The following is a 15,612-nucleotide window of genomic DNA, read 5'->3' as shown; positions in this document are numbered from 1 at the left end:
GGGTAAATAAACAATTCGAATTGCTTATTTGCCTCTATTAATGCCTCTACCATGCGCATTGTATTCTGATAATGAACATTATCATCAGAAGATCCGTGAATCAACAAATACGATCCTTTCAACTTCGAAACATGATTAATTGGAGAATTATTATCATACCCATCTGCATTCTCCTCCGGCAATTGCATGTACCTTTCGGTATAAACACTATCGTAGAATCTCCAGTTTGTTACAGGAGCAACTGCAATCCCGGCTTTAAATATATCAGCACCTTTTGTCATAGCGAGCGAAGACATATAACCTCCATAGCTCCAACCAAACATTCCAATACGATCTTTATCTATATAAGGAAGACTACCAAGATATTCGGCTGCTGAGATTTGATCTTCAATTTCTATCTTACCAAGTTCCTTATACGTAACCTTCTTGAATTCCGAACCTTTACCTCCGGTACCACGATTATCAACAGATACAACAATATATCCTTTTTGGGCAAGCAATTCAAACCACATATAATTTTCTCTACCCCATTTATTCAGTACTGTTTGAGACCCGGGACCTCCATAAACATACATCAATACGGGATATTTTTCTGTAGGATTAAAATTATATGGCTTTATCATCCAGGCATTCAACTCTGTACCGTCATTAGACTTTATAGTTAAGAACTTTTTTTCAGACATTTTATATGAAGACAATGTACTTTTCAATGAATCATTATCCTGGATAACCTTTATAACTTTTCCATTTTTAGAATGATTTAAAGTAAATTGTCTTGGCGTATTTGCAGCAGAAAATGTATTAATATAATACTTGAATTTTTTTGAGAAATTAGCATCATTATATCCGTCATCAACACTAAGTTCCCTCTTATGATTACCTTTTATTTTTATAGAATACACTCCTCTGTTTATCGATGACTTCTCTGTTGACTGGTAAAACAGTCGTTTATCCTTTTCGTTATACCCATAGAATTTACTTACTTCCCAAGGTCCATTTGTTACCTGATTTATTAATTTACCCGCAGGATCGTAATGATAAATATGATTAAACCCGTTTAGCTCACTTGTCCATAAGAAACTATTATCTTTCAAAAATGTCAGGTCATCACTCATGTCAATATAAGTGTCGGATGTTTCATTCAGGATAGTCTTCACTCCCATTCCATAGGTATCGACTAAATTTAATTTTAGATCATTTTGATGACGATTCAGCAGAATAAAGGATAATAAATGATCTTGACTGGTCCATTTTATTTTCGGAATATAATAATCTCCTTCTACCGAAACAGAAACTTCCTTACTCTTTCTGTCATCGACAGAATATATATGCAAACTAACCTTTGAATTTTCCTCCCCTGCTTTTGGGTATTTAAACTCCATTTTTTCGCAATAAAGATTGATCCCAAAAACCTTCATTGATATTTCAGGAACTTCCGTCTCGTCAAATTTTAAATAAGCAATATATTTTCCACCCGGCGACCATTCAAAGGCTCTTACAAAGGCAAATTCCTCTTCGTAAACCCAATCAGTTACCCCGTTAATAATTTCGTTTTTCTTTCCATCACTGGTAACCTGAATTTCGATATTATTTCTAAGGTTTTTGATGTAAATATTATTATCCCTTACATAAGCTACCTTTTCACCATCAGGCGAAAAAACCGGTTCCTGCTCTACATCACCCGAAATTTCCTTAAGGTTTTTAGACTCCAGATTATATAAGTAGTGTTTAGCAGTATAAGAATGTCTGTAAATTGGACTTACCTCAGTAGCCAACAACACTTCTTTCTCGTTTGGTGAAAACTTATAAGCTGTAAAAAAAGGTGCTTCAGACAAATCGGCCCCATCTACAATTGTTGATACTTTCTTGTACGATGAATAAGAATATTTTCCGATTGAAGTTCCATTATCGCCATACTCTAATACAGTATAATGCTCACCATTATTCATCGAATGGATTTCATCAACTGACTCTTCACCAAACTTACCTCCCCAAATATCTTCCATAGTAATTTTATACTGAGCACTTACAAAAGAGCTTATCAGTAAAAAAGAAACAATCAGGTATTTTACTTTCATTTCCAAAATATCTATTTTATTATTTTATTCCAAAACTATTTATATTAACCACCATCACAGGAATTCCCTGCTTATTGGCGATTACATTTTGCTCGAATCCTCCAAATAGATTAAATACATTCTCCTGCAAATTAGAAATAGAAATCAAATCTGCACCAACAGTTCTGGCGTAATCCAGAACCTCAATATCAAAATTACCTGAAGAACTTCTTTTTTCGATTTTATACGAAATCTTACTTGAATCTAAATAATCGCTTATCTTATTCAAATATTTACCGGAATTTTTCTTGCTTAAACCATATCCTATAACATGGATTTCAGAATCAAATGATTTTGCCAGTTCAGATGCCAACCTCAACAGTGCCGACGGTTCTTTACTGAAATTGAATGGCATTACAATTTTGTCTAAACCGTGTTTCTTTGGTTTTTTAGTCACAGAAATAAACGGCACCTTCGACATTGAAATTACCTTCAATGCTTTTGACCCGAAAATATGCTGTAACCCCGACACTCCATGAGTTCCCATTATCACGAATTTTGCACCTATCTCTGATGCAACTTTTCCGATATCGTCAAAAATATTACCTCTTCTAATAATTTCAGTTAACTTAATACCATAATTCTGGTAAGTTTCTTCTATTACTTTTTGAATTTTTTGATGAGCTTGCTCCAGCTCTTTTTCAGAAGAAACTATATGAAGCAGAACTATTCTTCCATTTATTTTTTCTTTCAAAATAAATGCATGCTTAAGGGCATTATCTGCCTGCTTTGTAAAATCTGTAGTAACTAAAATTATATTCTGAGTCATGTTTTAAACTGAAAATTTCAACAAAAATAATATAATTTAATCAACGGTAAATTATAACATTAATTGTTCTATTCCAAAATAACGGAACTTTAACAAATGTTTTCTTCATACAAAGTCCTTCAACATACTTTATCATTTAAAGGCAGGAATTCCGGTAATATCTAATCCTGTTATCAACAAATGAATATCATGAGTACCTTCGTAAGTAACAACTGATTCCAGGTTCATCATATGTCTCATTATAGAATAATCGCCTGTAATCCCCATTGCTCCCAGTATCTGACGAGCCTCTCTTGCCACTTCCAATGCCATATTTACATTATTGCGTTTTGCCATTGAAATTTGCGAAGAACTTGCCCTTCCTTCATCTTTAAGTACTCCAAGCCTCCATGTAAGTAACTGTGCCTTTGTAATCTCGGTTATCATCTCTGCCAGCTTCTTCTGCTGCAGCTGAAAAGAAGCAATTGGTTTCCCAAATTGTGTTCTTTCTTTCGAATAACGAAGAGCAGTGTCATAACAGTCCATAGCTGCGCCAATAGCACCCCAGGCAATTCCATATCTAGCAGAATCCAGACACATCAACGGAGCTCGCAAACCATCTTTCCCTGTCAACAGGTTTTCCTTCGGAACCTTCACATCCGAAAATATTAATTCTCCTGTTGCTGATGCCCTTAACGACCACTTATTATGAGTTTCAGGAGTAGTAAATCCATCCATCCCCCTTTCTACAATCAATCCTTTAATTCGTCCCTCTTCATTTTTAGCCCACACAACAGCGATATCTGCAAATGGTGCATTTGATATCCACATTTTCGCACCATTAAGAAGGTAATGATCTCCTTTATCTTCGAAATGAGTGGTTAATCCACCGGGGTTTGAACCGTGATTGGGTTCTGTTAAACCAAAACACCCCATTAACTCTCCAGTGGCTAATTTTGGTAAATATTTTTGCTTTTGCTCTTCTGTTCCAAAAGCCCATATCGGATACATGACCAGCGATGATTGTACTGATGCTGTTGAACGGATTCCCGAATCACCTCTTTCTATTTCCTGCATCAATAGTCCATAAGAAATATAATCTAAGCCGGAGCCACCGTATTCTTCAGGTATATAAGGCCCAAATGCACCTATTTCGCCTAATCCTTTAATTAAATAAGCTGGGAATTCTGCTTTTTGGGCATATTCCTCTATTTGCGGGGTTACCTCTTTTTTTACCCATTCGCGGGCAGAACCGCGTATCAACTTGTGTTCTTCAGTTAACAAATCATCAAGATGATAATAATCCGGTGCTTTATATAAATCCTGTGGCATTCTTTCTTTTTGACTATATAACAAATCTAAACAAAAGAGTTAGTTTCAGCTTGTTTTTTTAATTTTAAATTCCTTAAAGCTTTAAGGTTATTTTATTGTGTAACTGATGGAGTTATTCCCCGGTGTACCTCATTATAAATAGTATGGATAAAAATTCCACTTTCAATGTATGTGTAAATATTTAACCAATACTAAAAAGTAAACAGAAATAACTTACGCCCAATGGCATGAAAAAGGCAACACCTAACAATGTTAAATATTGCCCTACAATAAAATTCATTCCTGATTTCTTACGTTATGAAGAATCATTAATATATTAACATTCTCAAGAAAAAAAACTTTTCTTATGCTTTGCTCATCTCTACAAAATGCTTAAAGAACATTGGTATAGTTTCAATTCCCTTAAAGTAATTAAACAATCCAAAATGCTCGTTAGGTGAATGTATAGCATCACTATCTAATCCCAGACCGATTAAAATTGACTTACTTTCAAGTTCTTTTTCGAATAATGCAACAATAGGAATACTACCTCCCGATTTTGTCGGAATAGATTCTATACCAAAAGAATCATTTAAGGCTGCGGCAGCGGCTTTATATCCAATATTATCAGTCGGAGTTACATAAGCATATCCGCCTCTGTTTCCTTTCACATTAACTTTAACCGAATCAGGAGCTAAACTTTTGAAATACTCAGCAAACATTTCAGTTATTTTCTCGGGTTCCTGACCCGGCACTAATCTCATTGAAATTTTTGCAGAGGCCTTCGAAGGGATAATTGTTTTTGATCCTTCACCAATATAGCCTCCCCAAATTCCATTAACATCAAGTGTTGGGCGTATTGTGGCTCTTTCGTAAGTTGTATATCCATTTTCTCCATGAACATCATTTATATCAAGCGACTTTTTGTATTCTTCTAATGAAAAAGGCGCCTTTGCCATTTCTGCTCTCTCTTCATTGCTTAACTCTAAAGCTCCGTCATAAAATCCGGGAATGGTAATATGCATATTCTCATCGTGAAGTTGAGAAATCATCTTAGAAAGTATATTTATAGGGTTTGCAACTGCTCCTCCATACAAACCTGAGTGAAGGTCTCTATTCGGTCCCGTAACTTCTACTTCTAAATGTGCCAGTCCACGTAATCCGGTAGTTATTGATGGTTGAGCGTTTGAAATCATTCCCGTATCTGAAATCAGAATAATATCATTCTTTAATCGTTTATGGTTCCTCTCAACAAACCACCCGAGACTTGTACTTCCAACTTCTTCCTCACCTTCTATCATAAACTTAATATTACATGGTAAAGAATCAGTATTCATCATTATTTCAAAGGCTTTTACGTGCATGTACATCTGACCTTTATCATCACTGGAACCACGTCCGAAGATAGCTCCATCGGGATGCAATTCAGTTTTCTTAATAATAGGTTCGAACGGGTCCGTCTCCCACAATTCAACAGGATCTACGGGTTGAACATCATAATGGCCGTAAACAAGCACTGTTGGAAGATTTTCATCAACATTTTTTTCACCATAAACAATCGGGTAACCCGGAGTTTCACAAACTTCAACATTATCGGCACCAGCCAACTCCAGTCTCTTTTTCACTTCCTCAGCTGTTTTAACCATATCCTCAACATGGGCAGGATCAGCACTAATTGATGGTATTTTTATAAGATCGAAGAGTTCTTCTAGAAATCTATCCTTATTTTTCTCAATGTATTCTCTTATTTCAGTCATGTTATATATTTATATAAGGTAATATCTATCATTATTTATTAATTACAAATGTAATTATTTTAATACATTGTAGTATTATTAAAATTCCCTTTAAATACTAAAATAATATGAAAAAGAGATGTGAGTGGGTTTCAAAAGATCAAATTTATATCGATTATCACGATAATGAATGGGGAAAACCTATACATGAAGATGACAAATTATTTGAATTTTTAATTTTAGAAACATTTCAGGCAGGTTTAAGCTGGCTTACAGTTTTAAAGAAAAGGGAGAACTTCAGGAAAGCTTTCGACAATTTTAATTTTGAAAAAGTGTCAAAATATGATGAAAGTAAATACGAAGAATTGATAAGCAATGCGGGCATTATTAGAAATAAACTGAAAATACGAGCCGCAATCAGTAATGCAAAATCGTTTATAAAAGTACGAGAGGAATTTGGAACTTTTAATAAATATATCTGGGCTTTTGTTGACAATAAACCGATAGTAAATCAATGGAGAAATATTAATGAAGTACCTGCAACCACACCTTTATCCGACAGGGTATCTAAAGACCTAAAAAAAAGAGGATTTAAGTTTGTAGGCCCTACTGTTGTTTATGCCCACATGCAGGCAACGGGAATGGTGAATGACCACACTCTTGATTGTGATTTCAGGTAGTTCACATGTTTATATATCATAAAATTAATACGTGTTACTTATTGAAGTTTCCCAGGTCATGGATTTCCCATCCGAGACGTGAATATGCCTAGGTACAGAGCGCCAAAAAAAGACATGGAAAACTTCAGTTATTTATAATTCCAGGCCTCATGGTCTCTAAATTCATATAATTCCTTAAGAAATTTCTCCCTTGATATTTCTTCTGCTCCAAGACTCTCAAGGTGTTCGGTATAAACCTGACAATCGATCATATGATAATCCCTTTTTTCGAGCTCTCTAACCAAATAAATAAAAGCAAGCTTCGAGGTATTACTCTTATTGCTAAACATAGATTCTCCACAAAAAACTTTACCAACATTTACTCCATATAATCCTCCTACAAGTTCATCACCCTCCCAAACTTCTACAGAATGTGCAAACCCTTTCTTATGAAGTTCGATATAGGCTGATTTCATATTTTTAGTTATCCATGTATTTTCCTGATCAGTCCTAAATATTTGCTGACAGTTGTCGATCACATCTTCAAAAGCTTTGTTTACAGTAACCGTAAAATTATTTTGTCGCAATAATTTCCGCATACTTTTCGACACTTTAAGCTTATCGGGGTATAACACCATACGCGGATCCGGGCTCCACCATATAATTGTTTCTTTTTCCGAAAATTTTTCATTCTCATCCTCCAAAATTTCAGGATCTATTTCTTCGTACCAGGGAAATATCCCATTTTGATATGCCAGCAATAAGCGTTCGGTACTCAGATCTCCGCCAATAGCCAAAATACCGTCATCATTTGCATAATCCGGATGAGGAAAAACAAGCCTTTTATCTAAAAAAAACATACACTTAACTTAATCTAAAAACAAAATGGCAATTTATATATAAAATCTGAATAGCGGATCCATGTGAAAAATTGATCATAAAGCACATAAAACTATAGATATTTTTACCCAAAATTTTGCAAACATATAACATTCAAGATGTTCGCTGTAAGAATTCTACTATATGATTTTAGAAGAATTATAACCTACAAAACAAAATCAACTACATATATATGTCTATGTGTTTGAAATATTGACAGTTATATCAATGAAACAAATCCAACATTCTTCAAGTTTATTATCTCGATGCTATTGTATGAAATAATAAAATTCTACACATTTGTATCTCCCGAAAGGGAAGTTGTAGTTTTTTCATTGTAATTTTAGGGTTAATTAAAAGGAGCTGTTGTAGGCTCCTTTTATATTTTATACAAAGTGCATTTTGATGTTTACTTGATTATTCCAATTTATAAGCCCTTATCACAACAATTCTCCCCTATCAAAGATGATTTTTCGACTTTAATTGATTAAATTAGATACCATAATCATAAGTACCATGACCCTAAAAAAAATACTGGCAATCATATCCCTTTTTTTGTGCGTTAATTCACTTAGTCTGGCTTTAACTGTTGATCGATTAAATTTGAAATATCCGTTAGAGGTTAACAACGAAGAAGAAACAGATAATGCAGGTAAAGAAATTAATGTACTAAGTTATGATTTAGATTTTCAGATCATTCCCGAGAAAAAACTTATAAGGGGTTCATCTAAAATTTTAATCATAGCTAATGATAATCTGACCAATTTTCATTTAGACTTTCACAACTCCTATAAAATTATTTCTCTGAAAGTAAATAACACGATTACTGAATATAAATATGAAAAGGGAAATAAATTATTAATCACCCCAGGTAAGCCGATTAAAAAGAATGCGCTTTTTAAAGTTGAAGTAAGCTACTACAACACAAAGGAAATAGGAGAACTGTGGGATGCTACAATAGCGAATAGTAATTTTTACTTTTCGGGTATTCCAAACTATTTACTATATCCCTGTAATTATGATGAAGGTGACAGAGCAAGATATAAGATAGATGTTATTCTCCCCGAAGATTATAGAATAGCAAGCTTTGAAAAACCGGAATATATCAATAAACAACATGCGGTTTGTATTAGTCTGACAACTTCGTCACCCAGCAACTTCACATTAAACCTGCTTAAAAATTACTCTATATTCGATATAGAATCAAAAAGAGGTTTAGGTGCTATTTCTTCTAAAGTCACAATTCGGCAGTACACTCCCATAGACTCTACGGTAATTTTTAACGACTTAATAAAAAAAATCCCCAATCAGATATCATTTTTGGATTCATTAATAGGTGGTTATCCACATAAAAGATTCAGTGTAATAATAACAAAAAACACACAAAAGAATAAAGTATCTCACAGTAGAGGGACAATCTCGGTACCTTATTTATACACTCTCGATAGTACAGAAGCGAATGTTAAAATTCTCAACGGACTGGTTCATCAATGGTTTGGAGACAAAATTAGCGCCAAAACTTCGGATGATGAATGGATAACAGAAGGTCTATCTACATATTTCGAGTGGCTATGGATTGAAAAAAACCAAGGCAAAGAAATATTTTTCAACATGGTAAATGCAAAACACGAGGAAACAAAAAAATTTATGGGCATATCGGATTGGAAAAACATGAATCTTAACCCAATGTATAAGTATGATTTACATTATGTACAACAGGATTTTGGAAAACTTTCAAAAAACAAACTTGTCACTGATGATGATCTTACTCTCATTTTCAAAGTAATTTCGCTAGATACATCAAAAGTCTCTGATAAAGTAAGTGATAGTTTTGAGAAAGAATTTGGACACAAAATCGATGAATATTTCAAAGATGGACATTCTTACTACAAAATAATGCAATGGGCTAAAAGTCAGGATCCCGGTACTTTTTACATTTCCCCTGAGGGCTTTTTAACACTTAAAACTATACAGCAGAAAGAAAAGAGAACTTATAAGTACAAATTAGCAAAACCAGGGAACAATAAATATCACTATTCTGTAGGTGTAAGAGGTGCATTATTTATACAATATTTAAGATTGTATTTTGGCGATGAAGAGTTCTTCACTAAACTAAAAACCTTCGTAGTCCAATTCTCCGGCGGGCCAATCGAAACCGAAGATGTTATTAATTACCTCAATAAAGAATCAGAAGGAGAACTCAACACGGTAATTCAAGAGTGGCTTTATTCTGAAGATAAACTGCCATCACTTCCTAATAATGAAAAATAGTTTAAATGGGAGGTCTGCAGCTTTAAATTTATTTTCTATAATTCAGCTGCTCAAGAACCATTAAGGCATCAACTTTATTTCTTTCAAATGGATATACACCCAGGTCTATAAATGTATTAATAGTCAGTTCTGCCCTGTTGGTAAAAATAGCATCCGTTCGCGTTTTTCTCCACCTCCTCCTATAAGCCTTGGAAAAATATATATGGTATTGTTCCTCCGTATCGAAAGAATATGCATGTACCTTCATTCCACTTTTACGTATCATTCTAGCCTGATGCTTACTCAATAACTCATCAAAATTATTAGGAGGGCCTGCAATAGACGGCCCTATAAAATTTGCCTTATTTCTAACTGCAAAATTTATATTCGCTATATATGAAGAATCAGTGTCATCAGGCATATTCGGATCTCCTTTCCACAACAAAAATGTACAAGGTATTTTCCCCAAAAAGGTCTGTCTTAATTTTTCAAGGCTTTTGGGAGAAAAAGTTTGAAGTACAATTTTTCCATTAGTATTTCCGGTGTTTACCAAGGAGTTTATAAAAAATGAATTATCATCCTCCGGCTCCAATAACACATTCCAACCGTAACGGGTTAACGATTCATATAGTTGTGTCTCGATATTATCATAGTGTTTTGGCTCTTTAGTTTCGATATATACTCCGGGGCGGTTTCCATTATCATTAGGATCTTTCACATAGAAAAATTGATACCTAACCAATGCTTCTCCTGATTCAATCTCTCTATTGACCTTCACTTTTTTATATAAACGCTCTCCCTTGCTATTTCTTGCAATCATCCAACCTTTAGAAATCATTAAAACGTCTTCGAGTGTTGAGATGTATTGTTTTCCTCCGATATACACCTTATCAACAGACAATCCGCTATCATCGGTATATTCATATTTTTCCCGACCCTGAATATCACCGTTAGCAAGTAACTTTCCAAATGTATAAGCCTTTGAATCAACCTCTATCACCTCAGCACTTTTTGAAAAACTTTTCCGCGCTCTACCGGCATTAACTTTATTAAACCAGGAACCTGCATCCAGTTTCATCAGGTCTTCGTAACTATATTCTCCGGCAGAATAATTACTGGAATTCTCCCTTAAGAATAGTTCTTCTACATCTGTTGTACGTTTAAGATCATCATCGTGAAGTGCAATCATAACTCCATCACTTGTCCGCTGAATATCAACTTCAAGATAATCTGCCCCAATATTTCTTGCCCATCTATAAGCCGACTCAGTCTCTTCCGGGGCCCAATAAGTAGTACCACGGTGAGCCATCACCGCGTGAGGGAACACTAAATCCCTTATTTTTTCCTGCTCCGGATCTATATGTTCTATTTTTTGAGAAAACACAACGTTTACTATTAACGTCAATACAATTAACAGATACTTTTTCAATTTCAGATTATTTTTCTACGTAAATTAAACACTGCCATTATCATTTGACTTATGAATATCTCATGATTACGGATAAATGAGATCAATACTATATACAATGCAATATATTAAATTTCTATAATACCATTTTATCATAAGGGATAACTGTATTATAACCTTTGTTTTTGAAGTAATTCTCTGTATTTTTCCCAACAGCCATGACAAAATCACCTCCCCATGCTCCAAGACTCTTCACGCTTCCCTTAAAATCGGGAAACAATTTTTGTTTAACCGGTAACTGATCAATAATTTCGGAAATAAGAGATTCATGCTTAGCCATAAGCCTGCGGAAACTATCTGTATCTTCGCACTCCACAAAGTCTTTTGTGAAATCGTTTGCCAATAATATTTTAGTTTCTATGTCGCCTTTAAACTCCCGGTATATATTAATTCCTTCCCGTGAATTTTGCTTCTTATTCAGGTGAATAAAGAAAATTTCACCTGAAAATGAAGGGTGGAATTTTAAAGTCACATAACTGGCTTCTTTGTTCTTAATTTGATATACAATGGGCTTATTACTCAAAGCACATGCAATATCATATCCTGAACCCGGGAAGCTTTCCTGCTGAAGAACAAATGGATCAACTTTTGCCCACTGTGCAATATTACTAATAAGGGTTGAACTACTTCCCAGCCCCCATGATCGATGAAATTCCAAATGAGTTTCAACCATACTTCCCCTGGCCACATTCAAAAAATCAGGATTGAGGCTTAAAGCAATCCTCAGAAAAGTAGAAAGTACATCTGCCGTATTTTTATCGGAATAAGTAATTGGAGTGAAATTGTTATCAAAAACACATTCAAACCACAAATCATCATCTACCGTATAACTCTTCCAGATAATGTTTTCTGTTTCAGTTTTAGAAACAGCCAATGTCTGACCTCTTTTAGTTGGCAAAGCCAAAGCTTCAGCTCCGTCTAAAACCAAATATTCGGAACTGATCAATAACTTACCATTGCTTCGGTAGATTTTCTTTTCGGGTTGAGGCATTTCGGTATATAAGTTAACCTGTAAGGACTTACTTCTTTGCTTTTATAATATCTTGCATAGGAATCCCTCTTAATCTGTGAAACTCTTCAACAACTGCGCTGTGGCTAACTGTTTTTGCCTTAAAAAATTCTACAAAATATCTCTTCTCATCCTCAGTGGCATCGAGCTGATTCAATATATTAAACAAGTGCATTTTCATATGCCCTTTTTGAATACCGGTTGTTGTAAGCGACCGTAAAGCTCCAAAATTCTGAGCGAGTCCAACTGTTGCAGCAATCATCATCAATTCCTCCGCATCAGGATTTCCAAGAAGCTCATGGGCAAATTTCACAAGTGGATGAAGCCCCGTTAATCCTCCAACCGTACCAAGTGCAAGAGGTAAATCAATCCAAAAGCGGAAAATTCCATTTTTGACCTCCACATGCGACAGACTTCCATAACGTCCGTCCTTTGATGCATATGTATGAGCAGCAGCTTCAATAGCGCGAAAATCATTTCCCGTGGCTATTATCACAGCATCTACTCCATTCATGATTCCTTTATTATGAGTTGTAGCTCTATATGGCTCATGTTCCGCAATGTGAACAGCACGCGAAAATTTCTCCGTAAATTCATCCGGTGAAATTCCACTTCCGTCAACAAGATCTTCAACTTTACAACTAACCTCCGAACGAACTATACACTCGGGTGTATAATTAGACAGAATACTCATTACTATCTGTATATCCTGTTCATCTTTACTAAAAGATGAATCTAAAGATATTTCTCTTTCCAAAGTTTGTGAGAACTGTTCGAGACAGGAATTAATAAAATTAGCTCCCATTGAATCTCTGGTGTCAAAATCAGCCTCAAGCTGATAGTATCCATCCTCTAATACAGTTTTATTTTTTAACCGAATATCTAAAATTCCACCCCCGCGATTACGCATATTTTTTGTAATGGATTCTGTATCCTTGTAAAACTTAGATTTATTCTTTTTGAAGAATTTTACAAATTTCTCTTCTTCCCCTTTGTATATAAAATGAACGTGTCCTATTTTCTTTGTAGATATAACTTCAGCCTTGAAACCTCCTCTTTCTAACCAGAACGAAGCTGATTTTGCCGATGCAGCAACCACCGAACTTTCTTCGATAGCCATAGGAACAGCATACATTTTGCCATTTATCAAAAAGTTTGGTGCAATACCAAAAGGCATATAAAAGTTTGAGACAGTATTTTCCGAAAATTCATCATGGAGTTTTTGAACTCCCTGATCTTCATTCCAATATTGTTCCAGTATTTTGGACGCTTTTTCCGGTTCGTCGAAATGTGTATTCGCTAACCACTGTATTTTTCCTGTCTTCGATAGCTTTGAAAAACCTTTTATCTTTTCAGACATACTTTTCAATTTTGATGATTTATTACCTGTTCCAATATATTAGGCAACAAGGTACAATAGTGCAAAATTACACTTTTTTGATTTAATGCAAATAAACTCCTTAATTGCTAACAGACCTTAACAATTTGGTGCAATTTTTTTAAACCGGTGCAAATATATGAAAGTAAAGATGTTATATATAACTTAAATGACAAACTCTCACTATCCCCCATTCAATAAACCTCTACTATTCAGTATTTTACAAAAAACCCGATAAAAATACTTCCTCCTTAAATTCAAATGCTATCAAAGTATAAAAACCTTGCTAACATGAATTTTATTTCTTTATTTTGTGATATACATCACTAAAAACAAAAAAACACTATGACTGACTTTTGGATTGGACTGGGTGATTTTTTCACCACAACTTTTAAGATTTTCCCTGTTCTTGAAAATATACCGAATATTATATTTATTGTAATTGGAATTGCAGGTTTTTTATACTGGATGATAGAACTCAACAAGTTCAGAAAAAATGACGTACTAGAATAGATACATTCAATAACCAAAATAAAAAAGGGTCGTAACTAAAATTACGACCCTTTTTTATTTTGGTTGATTATATCTATAGATCAAAACCTATGTCTTTTCTATAGTTTTGCTTGTCGAAACTAATCTCTTCTATACTTTTATATGATTTCTTAAGTGCCTCTTTGAAGTTATCCGCATACGAAGTAACAGCTATTACTCTACCTCCTGAAGTTACAGTTTTTCCATCGATTAACTTCGTTCCTGCATGAAAAGCAATTGAATCTTTCACATTCTCAATTCCCGAAATCTCTTTTCCTTTTTCATAATCTTCAGGATATCCTCCTGAAACCATCATTACTGTACACGCCGATCGGCTGTCTATTTCTATTTCTTTCGATTTCAGACTACCCGTTGCAACTCCTTCAAAAAGATCGACCAAGTCCGATTTTATTCGGGGCATCACTACCTCTGTTTCAGGATCACCCATTCTAACATTATACTCAATTACCAAAGGTTCGTTGTTCACTTTTATCAAACCAATAAATACAAAACCTTTATAGACCAATCCATCTTTAGAGAATCCGTCGATTGTAGGTTTTACTATTCTGTCTTCAATTTTTTTCAATAAAGTTTCATCGGCAAATGGTACCGGGGAAACTGCCCCCATTCCACCTGTATTCAACCCCGTATCACCTTCTCCAATTCTTTTATAATCCTTGGCATTGGGAAGAATTTTGTAATCTTTACCATCAGTAATTACGAAAACCGAAAGCTCTATTCCGTCCAAAAATTCTTCAATGACAACCTTATTTGAAGCGGCTCCAAATTTAGAATCAGCCAACATGGCTTTTAACTCAGCTTTTGCTTCATCAAGATCATCTAAAATCAAAACGCCCTTACCTGCAGCCAAACCATCAGCTTTTAATACAAATGGAGGAGTTAAAGACTCTAAAAACTTATATCCTTCTTCTAAAGTATCTACAGTAAAACTCTCATAAGCAGCCGTTGGAATATTATGCCGTTGCATAAATTCTTTAGCAAACTCTTTGCTTCCCTCTAATTGTGCCGCATCCTTAGATGGACCAATCACTGCAACATCTTTTAGTTGCTCATTATTCTTAAAGTAATCGTAAACACCGTTAACCAGTGGATCCTCGGGTCCAACAATAACCATTTCGATATTGTTGTCGATAACAAATTTCGATATTGAATCAAAATCGTTTACTGAGATATCAACATTTATACCTAAATCATGTGTTCCTGCATTTCCAGGAGCAATAAAAAGTTTAGACAATTTTGAGCTTTGTGATAGCTTCCAGCTAATTGCGTGCTCTCTGCCTCCGGAGCCTAATACCAAGATGTTCATCAGAATAATTTTTACTTTTTATAACAGGCTGCAAAGATAAATTCTTATTTGGTTTAAATACCAAATAAACATCAAAATTCATCCTGCTTAAAGATGGGAGATAAAAATATATTATTTACTTAAAGTAGCTATTAAGTGATGAAACGAGCATGAATATCAATTTTCTCACACAGGGGAATAATAATATGCGAGTTCCATC

12 protein-coding genes are annotated in these 15,612 nt (G+C 34.6%); 3 read left to right on the top strand and 9 right to left on the bottom strand.

Going from position 1 to position 15,612, the window contains the following annotated elements; translation table 11 throughout:
- The 4 genes from ABFR62_08680 to ABFR62_08665 all read right to left on the bottom strand — a co-directional run.
- Positions 1–2,078, bottom strand: a 2,078-nt coding sequence (locus ABFR62_08680) for a S9 family peptidase (GenBank protein MEN8138496.1), incomplete at its 3' end; no start/stop codon positions are given.
- Between the two features lie 19 nt (positions 2,079–2,097).
- Positions 2,098–2,886, bottom strand: coding sequence for a universal stress protein (locus ABFR62_08675; GenBank protein ID MEN8138495.1), 789 nt, complete (start codon positions 2,884–2,886; stop codon positions 2,098–2,100).
- Positions 2,887–3,018: 132 nt separating this feature from the next.
- Positions 3,019–4,197, bottom strand: coding sequence for an acyl-CoA dehydrogenase family protein (locus ABFR62_08670; protein MEN8138494.1), 1,179 nt, complete (start codon positions 4,195–4,197; stop codon positions 3,019–3,021).
- 344 nt (positions 4,198–4,541) lie between these two features.
- Entirely contained in the window at positions 4,542–5,933 is a 1,392-nt protein-coding gene (locus ABFR62_08665; GenBank protein ID MEN8138493.1) for a dipeptidase, read from the bottom strand.
- A gap of 107 nt (positions 5,934–6,040) precedes the next feature.
- Between ABFR62_08665 and ABFR62_08660 the strand changes: the two genes are divergently transcribed.
- A complete protein-coding gene (locus ABFR62_08660; protein MEN8138492.1) occupies positions 6,041–6,592 on the top strand; it encodes a DNA-3-methyladenine glycosylase I in 552 nt (183 codons plus the stop codon).
- A gap of 128 nt (positions 6,593–6,720) precedes the next feature.
- On the opposite strand, the gene aat is transcribed toward ABFR62_08660, so the two are convergent.
- A complete protein-coding gene (gene aat / locus ABFR62_08655; GenBank protein ID MEN8138491.1) occupies positions 6,721–7,431 on the bottom strand; it encodes a leucyl/phenylalanyl-tRNA--protein transferase in 711 nt (236 codons plus the stop codon).
- A 622-nt stretch (positions 7,432–8,053) separates the two neighbouring features.
- On the opposite strand from aat, the gene ABFR62_08650 reads away from it, so the two are divergent.
- Positions 8,054–9,721: a hypothetical protein gene (locus tag ABFR62_08650; GenBank protein MEN8138490.1), complete on the top strand. Its 1,668-nt coding sequence runs from the start codon at positions 8,054–8,056 to the stop codon at positions 9,719–9,721.
- Positions 9,722–9,749: 28 nt separating this feature from the next.
- Here ABFR62_08650 and ABFR62_08645 read toward each other — a convergent pair whose 3' ends face one another.
- From ABFR62_08645 to ABFR62_08635, 3 genes are all read right to left on the bottom strand, one after another.
- Entirely contained in the window at positions 9,750–11,129 is a 1,380-nt protein-coding gene (locus tag ABFR62_08645) for a glycerophosphodiester phosphodiesterase family protein (GenBank protein MEN8138489.1), read from the bottom strand.
- Positions 11,130–11,244: 115 nt separating this feature from the next.
- Positions 11,245–12,159: a GYDIA family GHMP kinase gene (locus ABFR62_08640; protein ID MEN8138488.1), complete on the bottom strand. Its 915-nt coding sequence runs from the start codon at positions 12,157–12,159 to the stop codon at positions 11,245–11,247.
- Between the two features lie 28 nt (positions 12,160–12,187).
- The gene (locus ABFR62_08635; protein ID MEN8138487.1) at positions 12,188–13,573 is read right to left on the bottom strand and encodes a hydroxymethylglutaryl-CoA reductase, degradative; all 1,386 of its coding nucleotides are present in this window, start codon (positions 13,571–13,573) and stop codon (positions 12,188–12,190) included.
- A 327-nt stretch (positions 13,574–13,900) separates the two neighbouring features.
- On the opposite strand from ABFR62_08635, the gene ABFR62_08630 reads away from it, so the two are divergent.
- Positions 13,901–14,068 (top strand): hypothetical protein, encoded by a 168-nt coding sequence (locus tag ABFR62_08630; protein ID MEN8138486.1) that lies wholly within the window; start codon positions 13,901–13,903, stop codon positions 14,066–14,068.
- Positions 14,069–14,141: 73 nt separating this feature from the next.
- On the opposite strand, the gene purD is transcribed toward ABFR62_08630, so the two are convergent.
- A complete protein-coding gene (gene purD, locus ABFR62_08625; protein ID MEN8138485.1) occupies positions 14,142–15,413 on the bottom strand; it encodes a phosphoribosylamine--glycine ligase in 1,272 nt (423 codons plus the stop codon).
- Positions 15,414–15,612 lie beyond the last annotated feature (199 nt).

The organism is Bacteroidota bacterium (genome assembly GCA_039714315.1).
GTDB lineage: Bacteria > Bacteroidota > Bacteroidia > Flavobacteriales > JADGDT01 > JADGDT01.
Note: the sequence above shows the minus strand (reverse complement) of the source record. Positions and strands in the feature narration are given on the sequence as shown.